Source organism: Roseovarius sp. MBR-6 (assembly GCF_040547525.1).
Lineage (GTDB): Bacteria > Pseudomonadota > Alphaproteobacteria > Rhodobacterales > Rhodobacteraceae > Roseovarius.
The window spans coordinates 1-24,888 of the sequence record NZ_JBEPPW010000005.1; the positions used below are offsets into that span (position 1 = coordinate 1).

Below are 24,888 nucleotides of genomic sequence, written 5' to 3' on the forward strand. Positions count from 1 at the left end.
GGCATGGTCGAGGAGCGCATCGCCCGCGCCGCGAAGGGGATGGAGAACTACCGCCCCCGCGACTGATATTGCGGTCACAGAATGTGACCGCAAACCCGCGTGGCCCCTCTGTCACGGGGGGGCCGCGTCATGAACCGGTCCCTCCATAAACTGATCTTCGCCGCCTGCCGCCAGCTTGGCCTCGACGATGACGCCCGGCGGGATTTGCAGGTGAGCGTCACCGGCAAGGCGAGTTTGCGCGACATGAGCGATGGCGAGTTGAAGCTGGTGGTTAACCGGCTGAAGGAGGCCGGGTTCGAGGACAAACCCCGCAATCCGCGCCACAAGCCCGCGCCGCGTGCCGATCTGCGGATGATCCATGTGCTGTGGCGCAAGCTCGGGCAATCCGGCGCGCTGCGCGACCCCAGCCGGGCGGGGTTGAACAGGTTCATCCGCGCGCGGTTCGGCAAGGTCTGGGGCTCGGTGCCTGCCGATGTGGACATGCTGCGCGAGTGGAAGCTCATAGACGATGTCATCCAGGCGCTGAAATCGTGGGGCCAGCGCGCCGAAATCGATTTCGACTGGGAGGATCACGCGCGATGACCGAGATACGGAGCAAGACCGAAACGATGCTCATCGCGGCGCTGGTGGAAATCTGCCGCGCGGCACCCGCCCTATCCGAGGAGGCGGAGGAGATCAACGTCGCGGATCCGCATGGCGCGCGCTGCGTATGGCTCATGAAATACCGTGATTTGCAGCGCATCGCCCGCCGCTCCCTGCTAGATCTGGGGATCGAGGAATGAAAAAGCCCCGCCATCCTGTGACCGATCACGCCGTCCTGCGCTATCTGGAGCGGGTGGAGGGCGTCGATATCGAGGCGATCCGCTGCCGCATCGGCCACCTGGCGGATCGTGCCATCGAGATGGGTGCCAATGGCGTGGTGAGCGGGGGGTTCGTCTACCGGATCGACGGGGGTCATGTGGTCACGGTGCTGCGCCAAAGCCGGGCCGAGCGCGGCAAGGGCAAGGGGCGTCGCCGTGGAGCGTGAGCCGTCCTGGGTGGAGGAATTGCGCGCCGAGGTCGAGGCGGCCCCGGTCGAGCGGTTCCTTTTGCGCGCGGGCGGCATGCGGCTTTACGTGCCCCATGCGCCGCGCCCCGGCAGCCCGCTGATGGTGCTCGGGGGGCGGGATATTGCCAGATGGATATCGGCCCGCTACGCTGGCGAATATCTCGACGTGCCGTCGTGCCGGGCGCAGGCGCGCGACGGGCTGCGGCAGGCCCTGAGCGAGGCCTCCGAGACGCCGGTCAACGTGCTGGCCAACCGGTTCGGGGTATCCTGGCGCCGTGTCTTGCAGGTCAAGGCGGAGCTCGTGGCGGAAGAAGAGCCACCGCTTCTGCCCCTCATGCGAAGGGCTTCATCTGAATAAGCCGGGCCGCTCCCTCTATCCTGACCGGGAAAGGGGCCGCCCATGCAATCCGTCACGCAAATCGCCGAAGAGATCGTCGCCCGCGAGGGCGGTTTCGTCGATCACCCGAACGATCCCGGCGGGGCCACGAATTTCGGGGTCACCATCGGGACCATGCGCCGCCTTGGCATCGACCTCGATGGCAATGGCGTGGTGGATGTCCGCGACGTGAAGCGGCTCACGCGCGCGCAGGCGGTGGATATCTTCATCCGTTTCTACTGGGAATTGCCGGGGATCAACCGCCTGCCCGAGGCATTGCAGCCGAGCGTGTTCGACATGCAGGTCAATGCCGGGGCCAATGCCGTGAAAATCCTGCAAAGGCTGGTGACCGAGATGGGCTTTGCCGCGACGGCCGACGGGGCGATCGGCCCCAGCACGCTGCGGGCGGTGCAGGCGGCGCATGACGCGGCCCCCGATCACATCGCCGATGCCTATGCCATCGCGCGGCGCAATTACTACTTCCGGCTGGCCGACCGCAACCCGCGTCTGCGGGTGTTCGCCCGCGCGCGTTCCGGCGGCAAGGGCGGCTGGATCCGGCGCGCCGAGGAGTTCATGAGCCCGCGCTTCCGGATGACCGACGCGCAGTTCAGGGAGAGGGTGGCATCATGGGGTGGCTGAGCACGATTTTCGGGGCGGTCTTCGGCGGCGGGCGCAATGTCATCGCCGAAACGGCTGAAGTGTTTCGCCCCAATGCCGAGGCCGCCGACCGGCGCGGGGCCGAGGCGCAGGCGGCGGCGCTCGCGCAGATGGCCGCCGAGTTCGGCGGGGTGCAGGGGCCTTGGGGGCGGTTCGTCGATGGGCTCAACCGGCTGCCGCGCCCGATGATGGCCTTTGGCTGCATCTTCCTCTTTGCCTCGGCGATGCACGACCCGATCTGGTTCGCCGAGCGGATGCAGGGGCTGGTTTTGGTGCCCGAGCCGCTCTGGGCGCTGATGGGGGCGATTGTCGCCTTCTATTTCGGCGCGCGCGAATTTCACAAGTTTCGCGGGGTGTCGATGAAGAAGGAGGCCGCACGGATCATCGCGCAGGCCCCGGATGTGGCGCGCAATATCGAGACGCTGCGCGCGCTGCGGGCCGACAGCCCCGGTGCGGCCGATCCCGGCCCGGATGCCGAGACCACGCTGGCCGCTCTGGCCCCGACGGATAACCCGGCGATCGAGGACTGGAGGGCACGGGCATGAGGTGGCTAATCCTTTTGGCGGCGCTGAGTGCGCCCGCCCCGGCGCTGGCGCAGGCCTGCCTGCCCCGCGATGATCTGATCGAGATGCTGGAGGAAAGATATGCCGAGCACCTTCGAATGCAGGCACTGACCACGGGCGGGAGGCTCATCGAGATGTATCTGGCACAGTCGGGCAGCTGGACCATCGTGCTGGTGCGGCCCGACGGCATGGCTTGTCCGGTCTTGTCGGGCCAAGGCGTCGAGATGGTGCCGCTGGTCGAGGGTGATCCGGCGTGATCGACTGGGATCTCGTGATAAAGGCCCTGGGCCTGATCCTTCCTGTCGTCGCGGGCATCTACACCTATGTGGCGACCCGCCGAAAGGACGTTGATGCGGCGTTTCTGGCAACCAATGCCCGGATCGACCGGCAGGATGCGCGCATCATGCGGGTCGAGGACACAATTGGCGGGATGCCCGGCAAGGACGACATGCATTCGCTGCAACTGGAGCTGGTCAAGCAGACCGGCGCGATGAACGAAATGCGCGCGGTGATGTCGGGCAATGCCAAGATCATGGAGCGGCTGGAAATCATCGTCAGCCGCCACGAGGCGCATCTTCTGGACGGGAGCAAGAAATGAGCGATTACAAGGAGGCCCGCATCGCGCCGCTGATCCGCGCGCATGTGCTGCGGTTCCTGGAAGGCCGCAAGGATCATGAGAGCACGGCGGATATCCTCGTGACGGTGATCAATGGCACGCGTGACGGGCTCAGCGTCTATTACAGCGATGTGGTGGAGGAGCTGCGCTGGCTGGAGCGCAACGGCCATCTCACGTTGCAGGGGGGCGATTTCCTGATCGTGACGGCGACCGATCGCGGGCTGCGCATCGCGCGTGACGAGGATCGCGATGCAGGGATCGCCTATCCCAGTATGATCAAGGGGGCCTGAGCATGCCCCCGCGCCGCAAGGTCGATCTGCTGCCCGAGGAGCTGCGCGCGCGCATCAAGCAGGCGCTGCGCGAGCGGGGATTTGCAGGCTACGAGGAGCTGACCGCCGAGATCAACGACTGGCTGGAGGCGGCGGGGCTGGAAATCACCCTCGGCAAATCGGCGGTGCATTCCTTCGGGCAGGAATACCAGGAGTCCGTAAAGCTGCAGGACGAGGCCGGGAACTGGGCGCGCGACTGGATGTCCGAGAATGATATCTCGGAAGAGGCCGAGCGCCACCGTGTCCTGTTCAAGATGATGACGTCGGTCGCGTTCAAGGTGCTCAAGTCGCAGGTAATGAAAGACGGCGATAAGATCGACCCGCGCGAGCTGCATTTTCTGGGCCGGATGATGAAGGACGTGATGCAGAGCTCAGGGATCCGCGAGCAGCTCATGGTCAAGGAGCGCGAGCGCATCGCGGCGGAAGAGCGCGTGGCGGCCGTCAATGCGCTTGAGGCGCGGAGTGAAGAGTTGGGCCTGAGCCGCGGTGTTATCGACAAGCTCAGACGCGAATTTCTCGGTGTGCGAAAATGATCCGCGCCATACAGTTCACGGACCCGGAGGCGTTCCGGCGCGCGAGGCTGCCGGGCAGCTTTCATATCGACCTGACGCAGGGCGGGCCAAAATGCGCGACGTTCTGGTTTTTCTGCCCTTGCGGCTGCGCGGGGCCCAACCGGATTTCGGTCGGATTTTGTCACAAGCCCGCGCAGGAACCGTCGTGGTGCTGGAACGGTAAACTGAGCGAGCCGACGCTGACGCCTTCGGTCAATCAGGCCGTCTGCGGCTGGCACGGCTGGCTGCGCGACGGCTATTGGGAGGCCGCGTGATGGCCACCCCGGCTCAGATCGCCAACGACATGGCCGCACATGCCGCATGCTGGGCGAAGCGCGATCGTAACATCGGGCACCTGTGCCGGGATCTGGCGCGGGTGATCCGTGCCTATCTTGCGGGAGAGGCCGTGGATGGCCGGACATATTATGGCATCCAGAGAAGGTGCCTTGCTTATGAAGGACAAGAGAAGGACTTTCTTGTCAAAGGCTATCCCGACATCATCCGCGCGCGATGTGTGATGGAGCGCCTGCGCGCCGAGGCTGGTGTGTGATGGGCGACCGGGTTCCTTGCCTCTGCCCAGGTTGCCGCCGAAAAATCTCGGGCCGGGAGCTTTCAGGCCGTGGGCACAACGAATTCATCTGTGCGCGACACTGGTCGGTAGTGCCGCGCGATTTGAGGAGCAAACTCTCAAAGGTGCGGCGACTGATAAGGCGCGCCGAACGTAAAGGCAAAAACGATCACGTCATATCTGTCCTGCGGCGAGTTGAAGAACGCCGGTGGCAAGTATGCCGCGCCCGCGCCGTCGAAGAAGTCTTTTTCGGTTTGGGTGTGTGATGACCGACAGCACCGCCATTCTTACCCGTGACCCCGACGCCCCTCCCGAAGAGCTACCCCGCGGCTCGGAGATCCCCGAGAGCCTCGATCCGCTGGCCGATGGCATCCTTATGGCGCATCAGCGGTCGTGGCTCGAGGACGAGAGCGACCTGAAGCTTTGCGAGAAGGGCCGACGCACGGGCATCACGTTCGCGGAGATGCTGGACTGTGCGCTTATCGCCGCCGCTGCGCGTGGGGCGGGCGGTCAGAATTGTTTCTACATCGGCGACACAAAGGACAAGGGCCGTGAGGCCATCGGTTATGTGGCGCATTTCGCGCGCGTGATCGCCGGGGCGGCGCATCCCATCGAAGAGTTCCTTTTCGAGGATCAGCAGCCCGACGGCACCACCAAGTTCATCTCGGCCTACCGCGTGCGGTTCGCATCGGGCTTCCGGGTGGAGGCGCTGAGTTCTAACCCCGCCAACATCCGTGGTCTTCAAGGCACTGTGGTGATTGACGAAGCCGCGTTCCACAAGGATGTGCGCGAGGTGATAGACGCCGTCAACGCAATGCTGATCTGGGGAGGCAAGGTGCGGATCATCTCGACCCATAATGGTTATCTCAACCCATTTAATGAGCTCGTCCGCGAGGCGCGGGCGGGCAAGAATGGCTTTAAAGTGCACCGCTACACCTTCGGGGATGCCGTGAAAAATGGCTTGTATGAAAGGGTGTGTTTCATCAGGGGCTGGTCGTTCAGCGAGGAGGGGCAATCAGCGTGGGAAGATCGCATTCGTCTTTCCTATGGCGCGCGCGAGGCCAAGATGCGCCAGGAGCTAGATGCGGAGGCCGCCGAGATGGAGGGCGCGGCGCTGACGCGGGTGCAGATAGAAGCGTGTCAGGCACAGGGCATTCCTTTCCTGCGCTGGACACAGCCCGACAGCTTCAAGAACGCCGAGGAGGTTGTGCGCAAGGCCGCCGCCGTCACCTGGTGTGAAACCCACATTAAACCGGTCATTGAAAAGCTCGATCCCGACCGCATGCATTTCATGGGCGAGGACTTCGCGCGCTCAGGCGATGCCACCGATATAGTGATCATCGAACAGGGCGTCGATCTCGTTCGACGGACAAAGTTCATCGTGGAGTTGCGCAACATCCCGTTCGATCAGCAGCGTGACGTGCTATTTTGGCTGCTCGACAGGATCCCGCGCTTCATGAAGGGAGCGATGGACCGGACCGGCAATGGTGCCTACCTCGCAGAGGTCGCAACGCAGCGCTACGGTGAGCGGATCTGCGAGGTGGCTTTCTCGCGGCAATGGTATGAGATGGAAATGCCTCCGTATATCGAGGCGTTCTCTGATCGCACCATCTTGCTTCCTGCCCACGAAGATGTGCTTCGCGATCACCAGGCGCTGCAATACACCAATGGTGTTATCCGTGTTCCGGAGAACTTCCGCTTCAAGGGTTCAGATGGCCTGGACAGGCATGGAGACAGCGCCATCGCGGGCGCGCTTGCGTATTTTGCCAGCCGACAGGATTTCGGCGTGATCGAGCACCGCGCCACCGGCCCGCGTCCGGGCTTGACGATCGGGGATTTCACGGGCCCGATGGGCGGGCGGCGGATGGGCTTTGGCCGGGGCGGCGGCGGCATGGATTTCGGAGGGTTCGGAGATGGCTAACAAGACATCGACCATGCGGCTCAGATCGGTGCGGCTGCGCAACCCGATGGAGCTTGCCGGGATCGGAGGCGGGCGCGATATTACCCGGCCATGGATTGGCCCGCTACTGGAACCCACGGACCCGATCCTGCGCAGCCGTGGCGGCGGCAGCTTCGACATTTACAAGCCGATCCTGACCGATCCGCAGGTCAAATCGGTGATGACGCAGCGGATATCGGCGGTCACCAGCCGCGAGTGGGAGGTGGTGGCGGGTGATGAGAGCCGGTCGGCGCGGCGCGCGGCTGACTGGCTGCGCGACGAACTGAGTGCCATGAAATTCGACCGGCTGACCGAGAAGATGCTCTGGGGGCTTTTCTACGGCTATTCGGTTGCCGAGCAGATGTTTCGCCGGGACGGGCAGCTCTGGGGCTGGGAGGACATCCGCGTGCGCGACCGTGTTCGGTTCCGATTCGACGAGGAGTGTGGCCTGCGGCTCCTGACCATGTCCAACATGCTGGTGGGCGAGGAAATGCCGGGCGAGAAGTTCTGGGTGTTTTCGACCGGCGCGGATCACGATGACGAGCCTTACGGGCTTGGCCTTGCGCATTGGCTCTACTGGCCGGTTTGGTTCAAGCGCAACGGGTTGAAGCTCTGGCTCATAGCACTCGACAAGTTCGGGATGCCGACGGCGCGGGGCAAGTATCATTCGGGCGCGACCGAAGAGGATCAGAAGAAGCTTCTTGAGGCGGTCGTGGCGATCCGCTCGGAGGCCGGGATCATCATCCCCGAGGGCATGGATATCGAGCTTCTCTCGGCACCCTCGGGGGCCAGCACGCTCGATTACAAGGCGCTGCACGACACGATGGATGCCGCGATCTCCAAGATCGTGCTGTCGCAGACGATGACCACCGATGACGGGTCGAGCCGAAGCCAGGCCGAGGTGCATCAGGACGTGGCCGACGCGGTCAAGAAATCCGATGCCGATCTCGTGTGCCAGAGCTTCAACGAGGGGCCGGTGGCGCGTCTGTCGGAATTCAATTTCCCCGGCGTTGCCCCGCCGATGGTCTGGCGCAAGATGGACGATCCCGAGGACACCTCGGCGGCGGTGGACCGCGACAGCAAGCTGCACGCGATCGGCTGGCAGATGACAGAGGAGCGGGTGAAGGAAACGTATGGCGATGGCTATGAGCGCGTGGCCGCGCCGGTCACCGGGCCGGAGGGCGCGCCGAGCGCGTTTGCCGAGCACCGCCATGACAGCGCGCTCGATGACCTGGTCGATACCATCATCGAGGAAGGACACGCGGAAGAGGCGGCCGCGCCGCTCTTCGCCGATATCGCCGCCCTGCTGGCGGGGCTTGGCCCTGATGACACGCTTGCAGACCTGCGCGCGCGGCTCGATGCGTTGCGCGATCAGCCCGGCGACCCCAAGGCCATGACCGATCTCTTGACCGAGGCGAGCTTTGCCGCGCGGCTGGCAGGCGAGCTGGGCGCGGTGGTCGATGACGAGGAGGTGCCGGACGGACAGGACAGCCTGCCCGGTGCGGTGGCCCCGTGATCGACGCGCTTAAACGCCTGCGCCCCGAGGAGGCGCTCGCCTTTTTCCGCTCCAAGGGGCTCGCACCGCCAGATGCCCGGTTCGATTTCCGCGATATCTGGCGCAACGAACACGCCAGCAACTTCGTCGTGGCCAAGGCGATGCGCGACGAGGTGCTGGAGACGATCCGGGGTGCGCTCGATCGCGCGCTGGAGGGCGGCGGCACGCTGACCACGTTCATGGACGAGCTGGAGCCGGAGCTGAAGCGCCTCGGCTGGTGGGGCCGGGGCATGGAGCGCGATCCTCTGACCGGCGCGCTCAAGAATGTCCAGCTTGGCTCGCCGCGCCGCTTGCGGATCATCTTCGATGCCAACATGCGCGCCGCCCACGCCGCCGGGAAATGGGCACGGATCGAGCGGGTCAAGGATGCCTTCCCGTTCCTGCGCTATGTCCAGGTCCAGCGCGACACCAAGCGGCCCGAGCACGCGCGCTATCACGAGCTGATCCGCCCGGTCGATGATCCGGTGTGGGAGCGCATCTATCCGCCCAATGGCTGGCGTTGTGGATGCACGGTCCAGCAGCTCAGTCAGGCGATGATGGACCGCCGCGGGATGAGCGTGACCGAGGATTTCACACTGGAGGAGCGCGGCGTGCTCAACCGGCGCACCGGGCAGATCGAGCCGACGGCATTGGGTGTCGATCCCGCCTGGGACGGGAATCCCGGCAAGGCCTGGCTCGATCTGAGCGGGCGGCACGCCGATCTAAGCGGGGATGTGCCCGCGCCCCAGGCCGCTGCCGAATTAGGCTTTGCCAACCGCGCGCGGCTGATGGGGCTGGGCGACGGGCGCGCCCATATGGGCATCCTGCTGAGCGGCACAGCGCAGGAGGTTGACTGGCGCATCGCCGATGGCGTGCGCGCCAGCCCCGGCCCCGGCATCCGCCGCGCCGTCGCCTCGGGCGGGCCCGTCGCCATCGTCCAGAACCATCCCGGATCGCGGCCCTTCAGCGGCGGCGATCTGGAACTGGCACTGGCACCGGGCGTGGCGTCGATCCTGGGCGTGGGTCATGACGGATCACTCTTCCGGGTGCGGGCACGGCGCGCGGGCATCTCCGTCGCCGATCTGACGGCTGCGGCCGCCACGGCGCTGGAGCAGATCGGCACGGGCGACATCGCGGCCGGGGATCGCGAGGAGGTTCTGCGCTTGTCGGTTCTGCGCGCGCTCAATGAGGCGGGCGATATCGACTATCGCGAAAGCCTGAACTTGCAGGCACGCCTGCGCCGCGCGCGGCTGGGTGGCCTGCTCGGCGCGGTCACGGCTCGTCTGCGTGATCGTTTTTAGGGTAGTGTCAGGGGCGGTTTTCCAGCGAACAGGCCCGCCGGACGGGCATGCGCCCCACCCCCTGCCACGCAATGCGCCCGGAGAGCGCCATTAAATACCCATTTAATACCCCCCTCGGGTGTTTCGCGACCCTGAGGCCGCGCGAGGCGAGATCTCACTCCACGGGCCGCTCAGCGCCTCTGGGCGATGAAGGCTTGCCCGAGACCGGTGGGCGGGGATAGAGTGGCGGCACCGCACACAGCCCCGCGCCCGCATATCATGTGAAGTCCTTCATCTGACATGGCCCCGGTTCAGGCCCTAATGTCGGGCCATGACACAGCCGCTTCACATCTTCCGCGCCGGTCGCCACACCGCCATGTCGGGCCAGAGCCTTGAGTTCTCCGAGGCGCAGGTGTCGGCCATCGCCGCCGCCTATGACCCGAGCCTGCACGAGGCCCCGATCGTCATCGGCCACCCGAGGGCCGACGCCCCGGCCTATGGCTGGGTCAGGAGCCTGCGCGCCGAGGGGGCCGAACTTTTTGCCGAGCCCGCCCAGGTCGAGCCCGCCTTCGCCGAGATGGTGAGCGCGGGCCGCTTCAAGAAGATCAGCGCCAGCTTCTATCCCCCGAAGGCGGCGTCGAACCCGGCACCCGGCAGCTACTACCTCAAGCATGTCGGCTTCCTCGGTGCGCAGCCCCCGGCGATCAAGGGGCTGAAGGCCGCCGAGTTCGCCGATGACGGCGAGGCCGTGACCCTCGAGCTGGATTTCTCGGAGGCGGAAATCGCCGGAATTGCGTCAGCCGGGTTCGGCGGGCTGCGCAGGGTTGTCGCTGGCCTGCGCGACTGGCTGCTCGCCTCGCAAGGGCAGGAGGTGGCCGACCGGATCGTGCCCGCTCACGAGCTGGAGCACATCCGCACCACCGAAGAGTTCATGCGCAACCAGATCGAGCGGGCTGGCGGAGAGACTTCGGTGCCCGGCTTCGCCGAGACCGACCTCTCGCGCCGCCTCAATGCGCGTCTCGACGCGCGGGCAGAGGATGCCGCCGCGCGCGCGGCCCTGATCGACCGAATGGCCGTGGAGGCCGGGATCGCGCGCGGCACGGTCCTGCAAATCCTGCGCGGCGAGATCGCCACGCCCCCCGAAGAGCGGCTGCGCGGCTTCGCGCGGGTGCTTGGCCTCAACGCAGATGATCTGATCGGCCTCGTCGATCTGGCGGAACCCAAAGAAGGAGAGAGCGACATGTCCGGCACGGACAAACAGACCCTGGAGGAACGGCAGGCCGCGCTGGAGGCGCGCGAGGCCGAGATGGCGGCGAAAGAGGCGGCCTTCGCCGAGACCCGCGCCGCCGCCCGCCGCGCCGAGGATGCGGCGCTGCTCGACGCGCTGGCCAAGGATGGCCGGATCGCGCCGGGCCTCAAGCCCGAGATGGCGGCGTTCATGGAGGCGCTCGATGCCGAGGGCGAGGTGTCCTTCGCCGAAGGCAAGGCCGCAAGCCCGCGCGCCTGGTTCCGCGATCTGCTGTCCCGGCAGACCAAGCCGCTGATCGAGTTCAGCGAGCGCGCGGGCGGCGATACCGTCCCGCAGATCAAGACCCACAGCGACGTGACCGCCGCCGCGAACCTGCTCGTGAAACAGGCCGAGGCCGAGGGCCGCGCGCTCAGCTTCGCGGAAGCGGTGCGCGAGGTCGCAGACACGATGGAGAGCGACAATGCCTAACCCCGGACCTTTCATCAAATCCTACCGCGCCGAGGTGGCCATCACGGGCCGCAGCGTGGTCAAGTTCGGCGCGTCGGGCGGCGTCGTGCCCTCTGTGGCGGCCACCGACCGCGCCATCGGCATCACCGATCAGCTCGACGCGGCCCCCGGCGACATGGTCGACGTGATCATGTCCGGCTCGGCCGAGCTCAAGCTCGGTGGTGCTGTCGCGGCGGGCCAGTCGGTGCGCGGAGGCACGGGCGGCGAGGGCGTCGCGGCCGCCAGCGGCGCGGGCAACGTGGCCGTGGGTTTCGCACTCGCGGGCGGCGTGGCCGGTGACATCATCGACGTGGCCATCGCCCGTCACTCCGTGACCTGATCCTGAAGGAGCCCTTCCATGAGCACCCCCACCCCCTTTGTCGTCGATCCGGTCCTGACCGCGATTGCCGTCAACTACCGCAACCCGGATGTTGCCTTCATCGCCGATCAGGTGATGCCGCGCGTGCCGGTCATGTCGCCTGAGTTCAAGTGGACGTATTTCCCGCCCGATCAGATGTTCACGGTGCCCGACACCGAGGTGGGCCGCAAGGGTGTGGTCCAACAGGTCGAGTTCACCGGCGAGGAGCGGACATCCTCGGTCAAGGATTACGGCCTCGACGATGTTATCCCCCAGCGCGATATCGACACCGCGCGCACCCTTCGCGCCGCGGGCAACTCTGCCTTCGATCCTGAGGCCCGCGCGGTCGAGGGGCTGGCGCATCTCTTGCTGCTCGACCGTGAAAAGCGCGTCGCGGCGATGGCACAGGACGCGGCCAATTACGACGCCGACAAGAGGGTTGTCCTGTCGGGGGTGGGCAAGTTCACCGATCCCGCCTCCGACCCGATCGGCGTGATCTCGGCGGCGCTCGATGCGACCTTCATCATGCGGCCCAACGTGGCGGCGATGGGGCGCACGGCCTGGACGGCGCTCTCGACGCATCCCGATATCATCAAGGCGATCAACCGCACCTCGGGCGACAAGGGCCGCGCCAGCCGCGAGGCGGTGGCGGAGCTCTTCGAGCTGAACGAAATCCTCGTCGGCGACAGCTATGTCAACGCCGCGCGCAAGGGTCAGACGGCCTCGTTCGAGCGGGTCTGGGGCGGCAATATCGCGCTCATCCACCGCAATACGCAGGCCGGGCCGGATGGGGCCTCGCCCGCCTGGGGCTGGACCGCGCAGTTCGACGGCCGCGTCTCGGGGCGGTTCTTCGATCCCAAGGTAGGCCTGAAGGGCGCGACCACGCTGCGCGTCGGCGAGCAGGTCCGCGAGGTCATCGCGGCCCCGGCCACCGGCTATCTGATCGAGGGGGCGGTGTGATGAGCTATCGCATCTTGCGCACGGTGATTGCCGCCGCCCGGCTGGAGGCCGGGACCGAGGCCGGGGCCGAGGAGATCGGCACCCCCGAGGATATCGCCCGGTTGACCGAATTGGGCGCGATCGAGGAGGTGGGCGACGATGCGCCCGCGCCCTCCGATCTGCCCGAACTCGACGACGCTCTGCGCGTGGCGCTGATCGGGGCGATCAATGCCCTGCCCAAAGATGCCTTCGACCAGGGCGGCAAGCCCAAGGTCAAGGCGCTGGAGGCGGCGCTGCCCGAGCACAAGGACCGGATCACCGCCGCTCTGCGCGATCTGATCTGGGACGAGATGAAGGCCGCCGCCGACGCGGCCTCCTGAGAACAACCCTCCGTGCAGGGAGAGCCGCCGCCTATCAGGCGTGACAGCCGGGAGAGACCGGCACCGATTTGCAAGGAGGCCAGACAACATGCCCGACACGATCCCGAGCACCGATGACGCCCGCGTGGCCAACAGCCCCGTCCGCCACGCTTACCGCGTGCTGAGCGAGGCCGAAAAGGCACAGATGGCGGCGATCAAGGATCTGGGAGAAGCCTTTCTCGACGCGCTTGCCCCGCATCAGGGCCGCGAGTTCGCCATCGCGCGCACCAAGATCGAAGAGGCGGTGATGTGGGCGGTCAAGGGGATCACGGCCTGATGCCCTATCTCGTGGCCCAGGACATGATCGACCGGTTTGGCGAGGCGCGGCTGGCCGAGCTGACCACGCGTGACGGCCCTGTCACCGGCATCGACGGCGCGGCGCTGCAAACCGCCATCGACGATGCGATCTCAGAAGTCGAAAGCTACGTCTCGGGGCTCTACGATGTCACGAACCCGCCGCGCGTGCTGACCGTCCATGCCGCCGCCATCGCCTGGTATCGCCTGCTGGGCGACCGCGCGCCAGTGGTCGAGGGGGCCAAGGCCAGCCACGATCACGCGCTCGCCTTTCTGCGCCGCGCCCGTGCGGGCGAGGTGTCGCTGGGCGACGAGACCCCCGCAGATACCGCGCCGGGCCAATCGGTCGCACCACGCGTCGCGGGGCCGGAGGCCACGTTCACGCGCGACAGCCTGAAGGGCTTCTGAGATGGTCACGATGACCCTCTCGCTCGACGATGCGCGCCTGGACGCGGCACTCGGCGAGGCGCTGCGCCTGGCGGGTGACATGACGCCGCTGATGGACCAGATCGGCACGGTGATCGAAACTTCCGTCAACGCGCGGTTCGAGACTTCCACCGGCCCCGGTGGCGAGGCATGGCCCGTTTCGCATCGCGCGCGGGAAAACGGCGGCAGGACACTGGTGGACAGCACCCGGCTGCGAGACAGTATCACGCGCGAGGCCGGGCCGCGCTCGGTCGAGGTGGGCACCAACGTGCCCTATGCCGCCACCCACCAGTTCGGCGCGTTCATCGAGCCGCTGGACAAGAGCGACGCGGCGGCCAAGCTCGCGTTCTTCCTGCCCAACGGCCAGTTCATCATGGTCGATCAGGTCGAGATCCCGGCGCGGCCCTTTCTGGGCTTCGACGCGGGCGACGAGGCCGATATCGCGGCTACGGTCGAGGCCTATTTCGGCGAGGCGTTCCAATGAGCGCGCCGGTCATGCAGCTCGCCCCGATCATCGCCCGGATCGAGGCGGCGGGGCTTTATCGCTCGGTCGCGGGGGCGCGGGACATGGCGCGCGCGGCGCGCGAGGGCGCTGTGGGCAGCCCCATCGCCTTTGTCATGCCCGGATCGGAGGAGCCGCGCCCATCGGGCGTGGCAGGCGGCGTGCAGCACAGCGCGGTCACGGCGCGGTTCATGGTCATCACGCTGGCCGAGGACCTGCGCCGCGATGCGGGCGGGCGGGCGCTGAGCCAGCTCGAGGAGGTCCGCGCGCAGCTTCTGCCGCTGCTGGAAGGCTGGGGGCCGGACTATGCCAGCGGCCCGGTCGCGCATCAGCGCGGCCAGCTTGTCACCGGCCCGCTGCGCGGCGGGTTGATCGGCTGGCAGGACGATTTCACGCTCCGCTTCCGGCGGCGCATCACCACAGGAGCCTGACATGGGTATCGATTTCGACACGCGGTTTCTGATCGCCAAACTGCAAGCCTCGGCGGGCGTCGCCGCCGATTATGCCGGGTCCGACCTGATCCCGGCGCTGGAGCTGACGCATCGCCCGCTGGAGGCGGACCGCCAGAGCCGGGACCTCGTCGACGGCAATCCCGGAGCGACCGGCGCGGATTTCCTTGCGCGCCCGCGCGTCCGGGTGACCGCCGCACTCGAGGCGTCCGCCGCGACCGCCCTTGGTTCTGCGCCGTTCTGGGGTGGCATGGCGCAGGCCTGCGGGCTGGCCCAGACGCTGAGTGCCGGGGCCTCGGCGGCCTACACGCCGCGCCAAGACGACGCCGCCCTCTGGGCCACGCTGGTGGGCGGCTTTGGCGGCAGCCAGGGCGCGCCGGGCTCGGCGCGTGATTTCCTGCAAGAGGCCGTGGACGCCACCGGCACGATCGGCTTTCAGGCCAGCGACGGGGACATTCCGCGCCTCAATTTCGAGATGACCGCGCTTTACGGCGCGCCGGTGGCGCGCGATGCCATCGCCGCCGCCTCGCCGCTCGATATCGGCCCGCTCGGGCAGGCGGGCTATCGCGAGGCCGATCACGTCAGCCACGCCAACACCACCTTCACCTTTGCCGGTCAGCCTCTGGTGCTGCGCGAGATGACGATGCAGGACGAGACGCCGGTCATTCACAACGACCGGCCCAATGACCTGAGCACCCGGCGCGGGCGCAGACGTTATACCGGGCGGATGGTGGTGACCGCGCCCCCGCTTGGATCGCTCGACTATTTCGCGCGCTCCATCGACGGGACCGAGCAGGCGCTGCTCTTCCGCAACGGCCCGGCGGGCAACCGGTTCGAGTTCCGCGCCGACCGGGTGCAGGCCTTCCTCACTGACCTGGGCGAGCAGGATAACGAGGTCACCGCGACCTTCGACCTGCTCTACCTTCGTGATGCCGCCACCAACGAGTTCAGGATGACCGCGCAATGACCACGTTCCGCTTCAACCCCCGACCAACTACCTGGGTGAATGTCAGCCTCAGAGTGCCCACCGAACGCGGTATCGAGGTTCAGAACTTCCGCGCGAAGTTCCTCATCCCGCCCCTGAAGGAACGCGAGGAGATTTTCGCCCTCGGCGATGCGGCGTGGATCGGCAAGGTCTGGCTGGACTGGGAGGGCATTGCGGATGTGGACGGCAAGCCGATCCCGTTCAGCGAGGCGCTGCGCACTGAGCTGGTCGAATTCGAATACATCCTCTTTGCCATCTCGGAGGCATTCTCGAAAGCCATGATCGGGATCGAGGCAAAAAACTGATCAGGGCGGCGCGCGCGATCCTGCAAAGGCCCGCGCGCGCCGCCGGACAGGACAGGTTCCGCGCCGAACTGGACGCGTTCGGTCTGACCAAGTCACAGATCGAGGCGATGCTGGTGCAGGCGGGCAAGGATGACCGGGAGAGGGGTATCGAGGTGTTTGCATGGCTCGCCACGCCGGTTCAATGGTTTCTCGCCATGGGCACGCAGTGGCGTCGCGATGGTGACGGCCGCGTGGCGGGGCTCGATTACGGCGCGGGCAAGGTGACGGCCGAGCTTGCGGGGCTGGATGTCGGCCCCGATGATTTCGCGCATCTCCAGATCATCGAACAGGCGGTGCTCGAAGATCTGCGCAATCGCCGAACGCGTCGACCGGTGGGCTTGCGGGGAATGCGGCCATGATGCAGGTCTCGGCAAAGCTGACCGCCGACGAAAAGGAAATGGTCGCCGCGCTGCGCCGCGCGCGCGACGAGATGGAAAAGGTGCGTGGCAGCACGCGCGCCACCGGGCAGAGCGCGCGCGACGCGGCCACCGGCACGGGTCAGCTGACCCGCGCGCAACAGACCGGCGCAGCGGCCACCGCGCGGGCGCGGATCGAAGCCGAGCGCAGCACCCGCGCGCAGGCAGCATCGACGCAGGCGAGCGACCGGCTGCGCCTGGCGAAGTCGCGGACCCGGACCGAGACGGTCCGCGCCACGGCTGCGACACAGGCGTTTTCAGGCGCCATGTCCAATGCCGCCGCCAGCGCGGCACTGATCAACGGGCCGCTGGGCGGGGTTGCCTCGCGTTTCTCGACCGTCGCCAGCCTGTCGGGGCGCATGAACCTGGCACTTGTCGGATCCGTCGTGGGCGTGAGCGCGCTCAGCCTTGCTGCCACCCGCGCCATTCGCAGCTTTGCCGATTACGAGCGCCAGCAGCTCACGCTCCAGGGGGCGCTGAACGCCACCGGATTTGCCGCCGGCCGCACCGCCGATCAGATCAATGCCACCGCGCGCCGCATCGCGGTGGATACGCTCGCCTCCTCGCGCGAAGTGCGCGCGGCCGCCACCGCCCTGCTGACCTTCCGCTCGGTCGCGGGAGAGACGTTCGACCGAACGCTGGAATTGAGCCAGGACCTTGCCGCAAGCGGTTTCGGCACGCTCGAGGGCAACGCGGTCCAGCTTGGCAAGGCGCTCGAGGATCCGCTGACAGGGCTCACCGCGCTGACGCGCGTCGGCGTCAGTTTCTCGCCGGTGCAGAAGGAGCTGATCCGTAACTTCGCCGAGACCGGGCGGCTGGCGGAAGCGCAGAAAGTCATCCTCGAAGGTGTGGCAGCGCAGGTGGCGGGCACCGGTGCCGCCGCGGGCGGGGGCCTCGCCGGGGGGTTCGACCTGCTCAGCGAGAACATGACCCGCTTCTTCGAGATCATCGGCGAAAATCTGAACAACGGCTCGCGCTTTTCCGAAGTTCTCGCTCTGGTCGGGCAGGGTGTGGGGCAGATCAACGATCTGCTGGATGCCGCGGTCACCGATACCGACCGCAGCCGCGAGATTGTGGGCGAGAATGAGCGGCTCCTTGAATTGCTCAATGAGCGCCAGCGGGTTCTCGACCAGCTTGAGCAGGCGCGGGGCCAGGGGGATGCGGGGCTTGAGCTCAGCCTGTCGAACATCTTGCGCTTTGTCGATCAGCGGGTGGCAACGAGCGAGGCCGCGCTGGAGCGGCTGACAGGTGTCGCGCGCGCCTCTGCCGACGAACAGGCGGATGTCGCGCGCAAATCGGCCGAGGCACAGGCACAGATTGCCAAAGAGCGGGTGGACAGCGTTTTCTCGGAGCTGGACCGCGAGATCGAAGAGGTCAGGCGCAGCGAACTGGCGAACGCGCAGCGCGCGGCGCAGCTCAAGGCGGGTGTTGCCGCCGACAGCGAGGCGGGCGCGGCCATCGCGGCGCGGGTGGCCGAACTGTTCGCCGAAAGGGAGGCATCCGAAGCGGCAGCGCGCGCCACAGACGAGCGCAGACAGGCCGGGGCGCGGGCGCGCGAGGCGGTCGAGGACCTGCTGGGCAGCCTGCGCGGCGAGATCGAGGTGATGCGCTCCGCCGACCCGGTGATGCGCGAGATGATCCGCCTGCGCGGCGAGCTTGCCGGGGCCACCGATGACGAGCGCGCGGCAATCGAGGGCCTGATCGCGGTCAAGCGGGTCGAGGCGGCACTGGGCGACAGCCGCACCGAGATCGACCGGCTGCGCGACCGTGTGGCCGGCGCGCGCGACCGCGCCACCGCCGAGGCGCGGTTTGGCAATGGGCCAGCGCGCGGGGCGGAGCGCGAGGCGTTCCTGCTCGCCGCCTCCGAGGAGCGCCGCCTGCGCGCGGCGGGGCTGGAGGGCGCGGAGCTGCAGGCGGCCGTCTCGCGCATCCGGGCCGAGGCCGAGGCGGCGCTTGCCAGCGCGCCGGATGCGTTTTTCGGCACAGGCGAGCGCGAGCGCGGCGGCGCGGCGGCGGGACGGGTCAGGGAAGAGGTCGATATCGTTTCGAAGGTGTTCGAGGAGTTCGGTCAGCGGTTCGGCGGCACGATGGAATTCCAGCAGCGCCAGATCGAGGACTGGCGCGCCACAACCATCGCGCAGCTTCGGGCGGCCGGTTTCGGGCACGAGCGCTATGCCGAGATGGTCAACGATATCGCGCGCGACAGGCTCAAGGAGGCCTACGAGCAGGATCTGCAAAACCGCGATGACTGGCAGGCCGGGATCGAGCGAGGTCTGAACGATGTCTTCGGCGCGCAGATCACCATGGCCGAGGTCGCCGAGGAAACCGTCAAGGCGACGTTTTCCGGGATGGAGGATGCCTTTGTCAGCCTCGCCAAAACCGGCAAGCTCGAGACCGCCGACATGGTGGATTTTGTTCTGCGCCAGCTCTTCCGGCTCGGGGCCGCCGCCGCGGCGGGGAACCTGTCATCGGCAGGTGGTGGGATATTCGGAAACATTTTCGGCGGGCTGTTCAACGGTCTTTTTTCCGGCCCCGCCCCTGGTTCCACGGCGAGCATTCTGCACGAGGGGGGGATAGCCGGTGTGGATGGGTCAACCCGCCTTGTCAGCCCGACAGTCTTCGCGGGCGCACGGCGGCTGCATATCGGCGGGCTGGCGGGCAATGAGGTGCCCGCCATTCTCGAGGATGACGAGCGGGTGATGACGCTGGCCCAGCAACAGGCAACCGCCGCCACGATCCGGGGTCTGGCGCGGCTTTCCACGGCACCGCGCGGACCGTCGGCGGGTGGCACCGGCCAGGTCGCGCTCAATCTCAGCGTCAACGTGGTCGGGGCGGAGGGCGAGCCGCGCGTCGAGAGCCGTCAGAATGGCGATCAGATTGAGCTCGATATCATCTTCAACGAGGTCGAGGGGCGGCTCGGCCGCAATATCGCGCAGGGTCGCGGCCTGGCCCCCGTGATCGGCCAGCGGTTCAACATCAGAGGGGGACTATAATGGCCCTTCAATGGCCCTTGCCGGACCGGTTCAAACCGCAATTCGACAGCTGGCAGTTCCAGATGCCGTCGGTCACGCGGCGCATCGAGTTCGAGGATGGCGAGGACCGCGTCCGGCGCACGGCGCATTTCCGCCCCATCCGGCAGCGCTTCAATCTTGATATCCACCGTTCTGACCTCGCGGTGCTGCGGCGGTGGTTCTACGAGGATATCGACGGCGGGCGGCTGTGGTTCGAGATGCAGGCCCTGATTGATGATCACTACCAGACTGTCGAGGCGCGCATCATCGATCAGGGCGAGGATGCCTGGACCGGTCGACTGATCGGAGATTTCGAATATCGCATCTCTCTCGACATCGAAATCCGCCGCCTGCCGCGCCTCGATGACGCGCGGTATTTCGCGCGACAGGGAGAGCGCTGATGCCGCATCCGTCGATCATTGCCAGCTATGCCTATGCCACCGACGATATCGAAATCGCGACGGTCGAGGTGCGCCACCCCGAGATCATCGATCCCGGCACCGGACTGGAAGGGGCCATCCGGCTGGCGAGCGTCTTCGCCCCGCCTTCCGCCATCGAGGAGGAGCCGTTTTTCGAGGCACGGCTGGAGGCCGACGCCCCCCTGAACCCCGGCGCGATCGTGTCCTTCAACCGCGCGCCCATCGAGATCGTGCGGCCCGAGAAGACCTCGCTCGGGGTGCCTCTGGCGCGGTTCCGCTTCTCGAATGTCGATGCGCGGATCACGCGCGCCCTCATCACGGCGTCCAAGGGCACGGTCCCGGTGCAGATTACCCTGCGCGCCTTCACCATGGCCACGCGGCTGGCCGGTCAGCCGGAGGTGCTGACGGGTCTCGAATTGGTCGATCCCCGGATAACCGGCTCAGGCGTCGAGGTCACGGCCCGCGCTCCGGATGTGATCAACACGCCCTTTCACATGGAATTCTACGATGCCCGCTTCCCGCTACTCGGTCTCTGATATTGCCGCTCTGATCGGCACGCCCTGGCGGGCGGGAGCGGTCGGCCCCGATGCCTATGACTGCTGGTCAGGCGCGGGCATGGTGCAGGAGCGCTTCTTTGGCCGCTCGCTGCCCGGTCTCGGGCCGGACCGGCGCAAATCCATCACTGGTGCGCGCATGGCATGGCGGCGCGCCGAGCGGCCACGTGACGGCGATCTTATCGAGATGCGGCGGATGGGGCGCGCCAACCATGTCGGCGTCTGGATCGGGGGGTGCGTGCTGCATTGCCAGCGCGGCGCGGGGTTTGTCTATGACCGCCCCGACGCGATCCGGCTGATGGGCTGGCAGATGCGCGTCTGGACGCCGGGTCCCGCCGTGCGGGCCAAGCGCCGCCGCACGGCCGAGTGCGCGCTTTACGTGCCGGGGATCGATCTCTGGATGAGCGACGATGCCAGCCCCGAGGCATTGATTGCCGCACATCGCGCCGTGTCGATCGAGGCGCGAACCGGCGAGACCCTGGCGGATGTGATCGCGCGGGCCGGGCTGTCCGGGGAGTGCATCGCGGTTTTCCTGCGCGATGCGAATGATGCCAGTGCCATCGATTGGCCCGATGGCGATGATCCCGATGAGTTGGATGACGCCCTGCGCGCGCTCGGCGCGGTCCGGCCAGAACACTGGGCCCAGACCAGGATAGGGCGCGGTCAGCGGTTGGTGATCACGCAGGTGCCGCAGGGTGGCGGCGGGTCGAACCCGCTGCGTTTGGTGCTCCAGATCGCGATCCTCGCGGCGGCGGCGTTCGCCGCGCCCCTTCTTGCGCCGGGTCTGGTGTCGGCTTTCGGTCTCACACAGGCAGCGGCGGGCGGTCTCGCGTTCGGTGCTCTCAACTTCGCAGGGAACCTTATCCTCAACACGATCCTGCCGCCGCCCAGCCCGCGCGGCCTGAGCGGCTTTGCCGAGGATGTCTCGCCCACCTTCTCGGCCCGCGCCCAATCCTCGATCGCGCGCCCCGGCGCGCCGATCCCGATCCAGTTCGGACGCCACATTCACCAGCTTGACGATGTCAGCCCACCTTTTGTGCGCTTCGAGAACAATACGCAGATCGTCTATCAGCTTCTGGCGCTTGGTATCGGGCAGCACCTCCTGGAAGAAGTGCGCCTGGGCGAGACCACGGTCTGGCGTGACGGGGCCCTGACCGGCAACCTGCCCGGCGTCTCGGTCGAGCACATCCTTGCCGGTCAGCCGGTCACGCTCATGGACGAGGCCGTGTTCACCCAAGGCGACGTGAGCGGGCTCACGCTTGCGCCCGACGAGGTGCTGGGATGGCACAGCGCCGTGCCCCCCGGCAAGAAGGCGGTGGCGGTCGAGATCGATATCGCCTTCCAGCAGCTTGTGACCATCGACAATCAGGGTAACAACCAGAGCCGCACCGTCGAGCTTCTGGTCGAGGCGCAGATGATCGACGATGACGACACGCCCCTGGGCGGCGAGATCGTGCTCGACACGCTGTCCTTCACCGGGGCCACGCGCTCGGCGCTGAGATCCTCGCATCGGTGGTTCGTGACCGACGGGCGCTGGCGCGTGCGGATCAAGCGCCTGACACCGGCGGGGGATGATCAGACCTTCGACGATGCAATCTGGGCGGGTCTCAAAGGGATCCTGCCCGGCGGGCGGACCTGGGCGGGGCTCGAGCTTCTGGCCGTGCGGGTCGAGGTGGGCGAGGCCTTTGCCGCGCAATCGGCGCGGCAGGTGAGCGCGGTCAAGACACGGATGTTGCCGGTCTGGGATGGCACCGGGTGGAGTGCGCCGCAGCCCACGCGCGAGATTGCCTGGGCGGTGGCCGATATGGCGCGCATGCATGGCCGTCTTGATGATCTGGACATGGACGATCTCCTGGCGCTTCACGCGACATGGGGTGCGCGCGGCGACCGGTTCGATACCGTCATGGATCAGCGCCTGTCCCTCTGGGAGGCGCTTCAGGGCGCGCTGCGTGCCGGGCGCGCCCAACCCGATCAGCTTGGCCGCAGCATCCGCATCTGGCGCGACGCGCCGCAGCCCATTCCCCGTCAGCTCTTCAGCGAACACAATATCCGGCGCGGCAGCCTGACGATCCGGCCGCGCCTGCCGGTGAGCGAACGCCCCGAGCGCCTCGTCGCCGAGTTCATGGACGAGCGCACATGGCGTCCGGCCGAGATCGCGGTCGGTGCCATCTCGGGGCGCGAGCGGCGGGAGCGGTATTTCGGGATGACGAACCGCGACCATATCCTGCGCGAGGTCGGGCATGATTTCCGCGCCTCGCGCTATCGATCCGTCGAGGTCAGTTTCGAGGTCGAGCTGGAAAACCGCCTCCTGCGACGCGGAGATCCGATCGCCCTCTCGCACCGGGAACTGACGGGGGGCGTGTCGGTGCAGATCGAGGAGTGGAACGGGCTTACCCTCCGGCTGGGCCGCGCGGTGGGGCCGTTCGAGGCAGGCGTCCCCTTGCTCATGAGCCTTGCGGCCCCCGATGGCGGCGTTCTGGGGCCATTCGGGATCAACCCGGCCGTTCCGGATGCGCCTTTTGAGGCGGTCAGCGTTACCCAGGCCGAAATGGACCGGCTGATTTCCGATCACGGCGCGGACCCGCGCGACTGGATCGCGCGCTCGCCCGCGCGGGACGAGGCAATCCGCGCGATCATCGGCCCCGGCGCGGAGTTGCAGATGCGGCTGATCGTGCAGGAAGTGGCCGAAGAGCGCGGCGGATTTGCCGCAATCACGGGCGTCGATGACGACTCGCGCGCGCATGACGTGGCCGTTGATCCGACCGGATCGCTGGAAGGGCTGATATCGGTTCTGGCATTCAAGACAGAGGGAGCGCAAGGCGATGCGCTGTTGGTGAAAGTGCGGGGCGATTTGACCTCAGTCTCGGGCGATCCGGAAAATCCCGTTTCCTTTATATACGAGACGAGCACCGATGGCGGGTTGTTGTGGCAGACACAGTCGCAGACTGGCCCGAACCTCTTCGTGCCTTGGCCGAGTGGCCTGACCGATATCCGCGTGGCCATCCGCGTGGGCGACGTGCGCGGTCCCTGGGTGGTGGTTCAGGCCCCCGGCACCGGGACATTGCCTGCCCCGACGGGGTTTGCGGAAGTTGTGCCCGGAACCTTTGCACTGGGGCGGATCCATGTTGAGGCGAATCCGGTTGCGGATGCCTCCAGCTATCGTTTTGAGCTGTTGGATGGCAGCGGCGATCTCATGGCCGTGCTTTTCCGTGCTTCTCCGGAACTCGATCTTGATGCCACAGCCCTCGCCTCTCTCGGGGCGCTCTCGCGTGAGACCGAGATTGCCCTGATGGCGGTGGGCGGCGACGGGAGCAATGGTGCCGCCGCAACGCTTTCGCTGCCGGTCCCGCCGCCACCCGGGGTGGCCACCAATGTGGTCCTTAACGCCGGGCGCTTCATGACATGGCAGGCAACAGCACCCATTCCAACCCGGTGGCGGATCGAGTGGCCAAATGGCAGCCACGAGACCGAGGCGGCCGAGTTTGACCGGGCACTCTCGGCCTTCTCGAACACGCTGGAAATTTTCGGCCTGGATGCGTTCGGTCCGGGCGCCCCTCTCGCCCTTGACTTCACGCCACCGGGCGGAGGTGGCGATAAATGACTGCCCTGCTTCACCTGATTTCACCGCCCCGCAAGGGCTAGACTGTCACCAGAACGCGAGGAGCGCAGATGATCCAGACGGCCACAATAACAGGGGTGTTCTTCGCGCCCGGCGGTGCCCCGGTCACAAACGCGGATGTGTTCATCATCCCCAAGCAGAAGTTCATCACCTCGACCGCGGGCGCACCCTTGGTGCCGCGCCCGTTGGTGGGGTTGGCCACGGATGCAACAGGACAGATCGGTTGGCTGGATGGCACCACCTTCACCCCCGGTGTTGCCCTCTCAATCGGTCAATACTCCCTTTCCGTCCGCAAGGCCGACATCACGCATAACGGGGTGCTGACGATCGACGCTGATATGGTTGCGGCGGGCACGGTTTCTCTCTCCGACGCGCTACAGCCCGCTCCCGAGCCCGAGCTTGTCTCGACGGCGACCCGCGCCCGTGAAGAGGCTGTAGCGGCACTCGCCGCCGTGACGGATGTCGCGGATCAGATCGCCGCCGATGTGCAGACGATAAGCGACTTCCAACCAACCATGGTGGTCATCGTAGACGAAACCCCGACCACCGTGACTTTCGAATTCCAATCGTCGCCGTGACGAGCAAGAGGACGCGACCATGATATCGACCACCCAAATGAGCCTCGGCCCGGCCTGGACCATTCCCAACTCGATCGTTGGCGCGGCGGGCGGGACTGCGGTTCTTGTCACAAATACCGGCTCGGGCCTTGTGTTCTATGTCCTCACTTCGGGCACGGCGCTGCCGGTGGTGCCGGTCGATGCCGGGCACCGCCTGTTCCCGTTCGGGCGCGTCGCGGATCCGACGTTCTCGCTGGAGATCCGCGAGGGCGAGCGCCTGTTTCTCGCCGCAGCCGAAGCCGGGGCGACCGTCACTGTCACGGTCGGGGAGTCGTGATGGCCCTGCACTCCAGCCGCCTCAGCCGAATCAGACTTTCGCGCGCCCTTGTTCCTCGCCGCG

General features: G+C 66.9%; 32 protein-coding genes. All 32 read left to right on the plus strand.

Annotated elements, in window-relative coordinates:
• The first annotated feature begins 129 nt into the window (after window positions 1–129).
• Window positions 130–582, plus strand: coding sequence for a gp16 family protein (locus ABIE57_RS07975; protein ID WP_354538481.1), 453 nt, complete (start codon window positions 130–132; stop codon window positions 580–582).
• The gene (locus ABIE57_RS07980; protein ID WP_354538482.1) at window positions 579–782 is read left to right on the plus strand and encodes a hypothetical protein; all 204 of its coding nucleotides are present in this window, start codon (window positions 579–581) and stop codon (window positions 780–782) included. Before ABIE57_RS07975 ends, ABIE57_RS07980 begins: the two co-directional genes overlap by 4 nt.
• Window positions 779–1,027 carry a hypothetical protein gene (locus ABIE57_RS07985; RefSeq protein ID WP_354538483.1) on the plus strand — a complete coding sequence of 83 codons (249 nt, stop codon included), beginning with the start codon at window positions 779–781 and terminating at the stop codon, window positions 1,025–1,027. The genes ABIE57_RS07980 and ABIE57_RS07985 overlap by 4 nt, the downstream gene beginning before the upstream one ends.
• Window positions 1,017–1,406 carry a hypothetical protein gene (locus tag ABIE57_RS07990; protein WP_354538484.1) on the plus strand — a complete coding sequence of 130 codons (390 nt, stop codon included), beginning with the start codon at window positions 1,017–1,019 and terminating at the stop codon, window positions 1,404–1,406. The genes ABIE57_RS07985 and ABIE57_RS07990 overlap by 11 nt, the downstream gene beginning before the upstream one ends.
• 42 nt (window positions 1,407–1,448) lie before the next feature.
• The gene (locus ABIE57_RS07995; protein ID WP_354538485.1) at window positions 1,449–2,063 is read left to right on the plus strand and encodes a holin-associated N-acetylmuramidase; all 615 of its coding nucleotides are present in this window, start codon (window positions 1,449–1,451) and stop codon (window positions 2,061–2,063) included.
• Window positions 2,051–2,626 carry a holin family protein gene (locus ABIE57_RS08000; RefSeq protein WP_354538486.1) on the plus strand — a complete coding sequence of 192 codons (576 nt, stop codon included), beginning with the start codon at window positions 2,051–2,053 and terminating at the stop codon, window positions 2,624–2,626. The genes ABIE57_RS07995 and ABIE57_RS08000 overlap by 13 nt, the downstream gene beginning before the upstream one ends.
• Window positions 2,623–2,901, plus strand: coding sequence for a hypothetical protein (locus ABIE57_RS08005; protein WP_354538487.1), 279 nt, complete (start codon window positions 2,623–2,625; stop codon window positions 2,899–2,901). Before ABIE57_RS08000 ends, ABIE57_RS08005 begins: the two co-directional genes overlap by 4 nt.
• The gene (locus tag ABIE57_RS08010) at window positions 2,898–3,242 is read left to right on the plus strand and encodes a DUF2730 family protein (RefSeq protein WP_354538488.1); all 345 of its coding nucleotides are present in this window, start codon (window positions 2,898–2,900) and stop codon (window positions 3,240–3,242) included. Before ABIE57_RS08005 ends, ABIE57_RS08010 begins: the two co-directional genes overlap by 4 nt.
• The gene (locus tag ABIE57_RS08015) at window positions 3,239–3,550 is read left to right on the plus strand and encodes a hypothetical protein (protein ID WP_354538489.1); all 312 of its coding nucleotides are present in this window, start codon (window positions 3,239–3,241) and stop codon (window positions 3,548–3,550) included. The genes ABIE57_RS08010 and ABIE57_RS08015 overlap by 4 nt, the downstream gene beginning before the upstream one ends.
• 2 nt (window positions 3,551–3,552) lie before the next feature.
• A complete protein-coding gene (locus ABIE57_RS08020; RefSeq protein ID WP_354538490.1) occupies window positions 3,553–4,122 on the plus strand; it encodes a phage protein Gp27 family protein in 570 nt (189 codons plus the stop codon).
• Window positions 4,119–4,415: a ubiquitination-like system serine protease family protein gene (locus tag ABIE57_RS08025; protein WP_354538491.1), complete on the plus strand. Its 297-nt coding sequence runs from the start codon at window positions 4,119–4,121 to the stop codon at window positions 4,413–4,415. The genes ABIE57_RS08020 and ABIE57_RS08025 overlap by 4 nt, the downstream gene beginning before the upstream one ends.
• Window positions 4,415–4,690, plus strand: coding sequence for a hypothetical protein (locus ABIE57_RS08030; protein ID WP_354538492.1), 276 nt, complete (start codon window positions 4,415–4,417; stop codon window positions 4,688–4,690). The genes ABIE57_RS08025 and ABIE57_RS08030 overlap by 1 nt, the downstream gene beginning before the upstream one ends.
• A gap of 283 nt (window positions 4,691–4,973) precedes the next feature.
• On the plus strand, window positions 4,974–6,629 hold the full coding sequence (locus ABIE57_RS08035; RefSeq protein WP_354538493.1) for a hypothetical protein: 1,656 nt from the start codon (window positions 4,974–4,976) through the stop codon (window positions 6,627–6,629).
• The gene (locus tag ABIE57_RS08040) at window positions 6,622–8,163 is read left to right on the plus strand and encodes a DUF935 domain-containing protein (RefSeq protein WP_354538494.1); all 1,542 of its coding nucleotides are present in this window, start codon (window positions 6,622–6,624) and stop codon (window positions 8,161–8,163) included. Before ABIE57_RS08035 ends, ABIE57_RS08040 begins: the two co-directional genes overlap by 8 nt.
• Complete coding sequence (locus tag ABIE57_RS08045) at window positions 8,160–9,482, plus strand: phage head morphogenesis protein (RefSeq protein WP_354538495.1); 1,323 nt, start codon at window positions 8,160–8,162, stop codon at window positions 9,480–9,482. Before ABIE57_RS08040 ends, ABIE57_RS08045 begins: the two co-directional genes overlap by 4 nt.
• 310 nt (window positions 9,483–9,792) lie before the next feature.
• Window positions 9,793–11,178 carry a hypothetical protein gene (locus tag ABIE57_RS08050; RefSeq protein ID WP_354538496.1) on the plus strand — a complete coding sequence of 462 codons (1,386 nt, stop codon included), beginning with the start codon at window positions 9,793–9,795 and terminating at the stop codon, window positions 11,176–11,178.
• Window positions 11,171–11,536: a hypothetical protein gene (locus tag ABIE57_RS08055; protein WP_354538497.1), complete on the plus strand. Its 366-nt coding sequence runs from the start codon at window positions 11,171–11,173 to the stop codon at window positions 11,534–11,536. The genes ABIE57_RS08050 and ABIE57_RS08055 overlap by 8 nt, the downstream gene beginning before the upstream one ends.
• An 18-nt stretch (window positions 11,537–11,554) precedes the next feature.
• Window positions 11,555–12,514 carry a hypothetical protein gene (locus ABIE57_RS08060; protein WP_354538498.1) on the plus strand — a complete coding sequence of 320 codons (960 nt, stop codon included), beginning with the start codon at window positions 11,555–11,557 and terminating at the stop codon, window positions 12,512–12,514.
• On the plus strand, window positions 12,514–12,873 hold the full coding sequence (locus ABIE57_RS08065) for a hypothetical protein (RefSeq protein WP_354538499.1): 360 nt from the start codon (window positions 12,514–12,516) through the stop codon (window positions 12,871–12,873). The genes ABIE57_RS08060 and ABIE57_RS08065 overlap by 1 nt, the downstream gene beginning before the upstream one ends.
• Before the next feature lie 88 nt (window positions 12,874–12,961).
• A complete protein-coding gene (locus tag ABIE57_RS08070) occupies window positions 12,962–13,189 on the plus strand; it encodes an Acb2/Tad1 domain-containing protein (RefSeq protein ID WP_354538500.1) in 228 nt (75 codons plus the stop codon).
• Complete coding sequence (locus ABIE57_RS08075) at window positions 13,189–13,614, plus strand: gp436 family protein (protein ID WP_354538501.1); 426 nt, start codon at window positions 13,189–13,191, stop codon at window positions 13,612–13,614. Before ABIE57_RS08070 ends, ABIE57_RS08075 begins: the two co-directional genes overlap by 1 nt.
• Before the next feature lies 1 nt (window position 13,615).
• Complete coding sequence (locus ABIE57_RS08080) at window positions 13,616–14,116, plus strand: phage virion morphogenesis protein (RefSeq protein ID WP_354538502.1); 501 nt, start codon at window positions 13,616–13,618, stop codon at window positions 14,114–14,116.
• Window positions 14,113–14,565, plus strand: a complete 453-nt coding sequence (locus ABIE57_RS08085; RefSeq protein WP_354538503.1) for a phage tail terminator protein — start codon at window positions 14,113–14,115, stop codon at window positions 14,563–14,565. The genes ABIE57_RS08080 and ABIE57_RS08085 overlap by 4 nt, the downstream gene beginning before the upstream one ends.
• 1 nt (window position 14,566) lies before the next feature.
• Window positions 14,567–15,550, plus strand: a complete 984-nt coding sequence (locus ABIE57_RS08090) for a hypothetical protein (protein ID WP_354538504.1) — start codon at window positions 14,567–14,569, stop codon at window positions 15,548–15,550.
• Window positions 15,547–15,873, plus strand: a complete 327-nt coding sequence (locus ABIE57_RS08095; protein WP_354538505.1) for a hypothetical protein — start codon at window positions 15,547–15,549, stop codon at window positions 15,871–15,873. Before ABIE57_RS08090 ends, ABIE57_RS08095 begins: the two co-directional genes overlap by 4 nt.
• A gap of 107 nt (window positions 15,874–15,980) precedes the next feature.
• Window positions 15,981–16,271: a DUF1799 domain-containing protein gene (locus tag ABIE57_RS08100; RefSeq protein ID WP_354538506.1), complete on the plus strand. Its 291-nt coding sequence runs from the start codon at window positions 15,981–15,983 to the stop codon at window positions 16,269–16,271.
• Window positions 16,268–19,321: a phage tail tape measure C-terminal domain-containing protein gene (locus tag ABIE57_RS08105; protein ID WP_354538507.1), complete on the plus strand. Its 3,054-nt coding sequence runs from the start codon at window positions 16,268–16,270 to the stop codon at window positions 19,319–19,321. The genes ABIE57_RS08100 and ABIE57_RS08105 overlap by 4 nt, the downstream gene beginning before the upstream one ends.
• Window positions 19,321–19,740, plus strand: a complete 420-nt coding sequence (locus ABIE57_RS08110; RefSeq protein ID WP_354538508.1) for a hypothetical protein — start codon at window positions 19,321–19,323, stop codon at window positions 19,738–19,740. Before ABIE57_RS08105 ends, ABIE57_RS08110 begins: the two co-directional genes overlap by 1 nt.
• Window positions 19,740–20,294 carry a DUF1833 family protein gene (locus tag ABIE57_RS08115; protein ID WP_354538509.1) on the plus strand — a complete coding sequence of 185 codons (555 nt, stop codon included), beginning with the start codon at window positions 19,740–19,742 and terminating at the stop codon, window positions 20,292–20,294. Before ABIE57_RS08110 ends, ABIE57_RS08115 begins: the two co-directional genes overlap by 1 nt.
• Window positions 20,266–23,913, plus strand: a complete 3,648-nt coding sequence (locus tag ABIE57_RS08120; RefSeq protein WP_354538510.1) for a host specificity factor TipJ family phage tail protein — start codon at window positions 20,266–20,268, stop codon at window positions 23,911–23,913. The genes ABIE57_RS08115 and ABIE57_RS08120 overlap by 29 nt, the downstream gene beginning before the upstream one ends.
• Window positions 23,914–23,981: 68 nt before the next feature.
• The gene (locus ABIE57_RS08125; protein ID WP_354538511.1) at window positions 23,982–24,509 is read left to right on the plus strand and encodes a hypothetical protein; all 528 of its coding nucleotides are present in this window, start codon (window positions 23,982–23,984) and stop codon (window positions 24,507–24,509) included.
• Window positions 24,510–24,528: 19 nt separating this feature from the next.
• Entirely contained in the window at window positions 24,529–24,825 is a 297-nt protein-coding gene (locus tag ABIE57_RS08130; protein WP_354538512.1) for a hypothetical protein, read from the plus strand.
• Window positions 24,826–24,888 lie beyond the last annotated feature (63 nt).

Bases quoted from the DNA above. Each gene is read 5' to 3' on its own strand.
- ABIE57_RS07975 (WP_354538481.1), top strand. From the start codon at position 130: ATGAACCGGTCCCTCCATAAACTGATCTTCGCCGCCTGCCGCCAGCTT.
- ABIE57_RS07980 (WP_354538482.1), top strand. From the start codon at position 579: ATGACCGAGATACGGAGCAAGACCGAAACGATGCTCATCGCGGCGCTG.
- ABIE57_RS07985 (WP_354538483.1), top strand. From the start codon at position 779: ATGAAAAAGCCCCGCCATCCTGTGACCGATCACGCCGTCCTGCGCTAT.
- ABIE57_RS07995 (WP_354538485.1), top strand. From the start codon at position 1,449: ATGCAATCCGTCACGCAAATCGCCGAAGAGATCGTCGCCCGCGAGGGC.
- ABIE57_RS08000 (WP_354538486.1), top strand. From the start codon at position 2,051: ATGGGGTGGCTGAGCACGATTTTCGGGGCGGTCTTCGGCGGCGGGCGC.
- ABIE57_RS08005 (WP_354538487.1), top strand. From the start codon at position 2,623: ATGAGGTGGCTAATCCTTTTGGCGGCGCTGAGTGCGCCCGCCCCGGCG.
- ABIE57_RS08015 (WP_354538489.1), top strand. From the start codon at position 3,239: ATGAGCGATTACAAGGAGGCCCGCATCGCGCCGCTGATCCGCGCGCAT.
- ABIE57_RS08020 (WP_354538490.1), top strand. From the start codon at position 3,553: ATGCCCCCGCGCCGCAAGGTCGATCTGCTGCCCGAGGAGCTGCGCGCG.
- ABIE57_RS08025 (WP_354538491.1), top strand. From the start codon at position 4,119: ATGATCCGCGCCATACAGTTCACGGACCCGGAGGCGTTCCGGCGCGCG.
- ABIE57_RS08030 (WP_354538492.1), top strand. From the start codon at position 4,415: ATGGCCACCCCGGCTCAGATCGCCAACGACATGGCCGCACATGCCGCA.
- ABIE57_RS08035 (WP_354538493.1), top strand. From the start codon at position 4,974: ATGACCGACAGCACCGCCATTCTTACCCGTGACCCCGACGCCCCTCCC.
- ABIE57_RS08040 (WP_354538494.1), top strand. From the start codon at position 6,622: ATGGCTAACAAGACATCGACCATGCGGCTCAGATCGGTGCGGCTGCGC.
- ABIE57_RS08050 (WP_354538496.1), top strand. From the start codon at position 9,793: ATGACACAGCCGCTTCACATCTTCCGCGCCGGTCGCCACACCGCCATG.
- ABIE57_RS08055 (WP_354538497.1), top strand. From the start codon at position 11,171: ATGCCTAACCCCGGACCTTTCATCAAATCCTACCGCGCCGAGGTGGCC.
- ABIE57_RS08060 (WP_354538498.1), top strand. From the start codon at position 11,555: ATGAGCACCCCCACCCCCTTTGTCGTCGATCCGGTCCTGACCGCGATT.
- ABIE57_RS08065 (WP_354538499.1), top strand. From the start codon at position 12,514: ATGAGCTATCGCATCTTGCGCACGGTGATTGCCGCCGCCCGGCTGGAG.
- ABIE57_RS08070 (WP_354538500.1), top strand. From the start codon at position 12,962: ATGCCCGACACGATCCCGAGCACCGATGACGCCCGCGTGGCCAACAGC.
- ABIE57_RS08075 (WP_354538501.1), top strand. From the start codon at position 13,189: ATGCCCTATCTCGTGGCCCAGGACATGATCGACCGGTTTGGCGAGGCG.
- ABIE57_RS08080 (WP_354538502.1), top strand. From the start codon at position 13,616: ATGGTCACGATGACCCTCTCGCTCGACGATGCGCGCCTGGACGCGGCA.
- ABIE57_RS08085 (WP_354538503.1), top strand. From the start codon at position 14,113: ATGAGCGCGCCGGTCATGCAGCTCGCCCCGATCATCGCCCGGATCGAG.
- ABIE57_RS08090 (WP_354538504.1), top strand. From the start codon at position 14,567: ATGGGTATCGATTTCGACACGCGGTTTCTGATCGCCAAACTGCAAGCC.
- ABIE57_RS08095 (WP_354538505.1), top strand. From the start codon at position 15,547: ATGACCACGTTCCGCTTCAACCCCCGACCAACTACCTGGGTGAATGTC.
- ABIE57_RS08100 (WP_354538506.1), top strand. From the start codon at position 15,981: ATGCTGGTGCAGGCGGGCAAGGATGACCGGGAGAGGGGTATCGAGGTG.
- ABIE57_RS08105 (WP_354538507.1), top strand. From the start codon at position 16,268: ATGATGCAGGTCTCGGCAAAGCTGACCGCCGACGAAAAGGAAATGGTC.
- ABIE57_RS08110 (WP_354538508.1), top strand. From the start codon at position 19,321: ATGGCCCTTCAATGGCCCTTGCCGGACCGGTTCAAACCGCAATTCGAC.
- ABIE57_RS08115 (WP_354538509.1), top strand. From the start codon at position 19,740: ATGCCGCATCCGTCGATCATTGCCAGCTATGCCTATGCCACCGACGAT.
- ABIE57_RS08120 (WP_354538510.1), top strand. From the start codon at position 20,266: ATGCCCGCTTCCCGCTACTCGGTCTCTGATATTGCCGCTCTGATCGGC.
- ABIE57_RS08125 (WP_354538511.1), top strand. From the start codon at position 23,982: ATGATCCAGACGGCCACAATAACAGGGGTGTTCTTCGCGCCCGGCGGT.
- ABIE57_RS08130 (WP_354538512.1), top strand. From the start codon at position 24,529: ATGATATCGACCACCCAAATGAGCCTCGGCCCGGCCTGGACCATTCCC.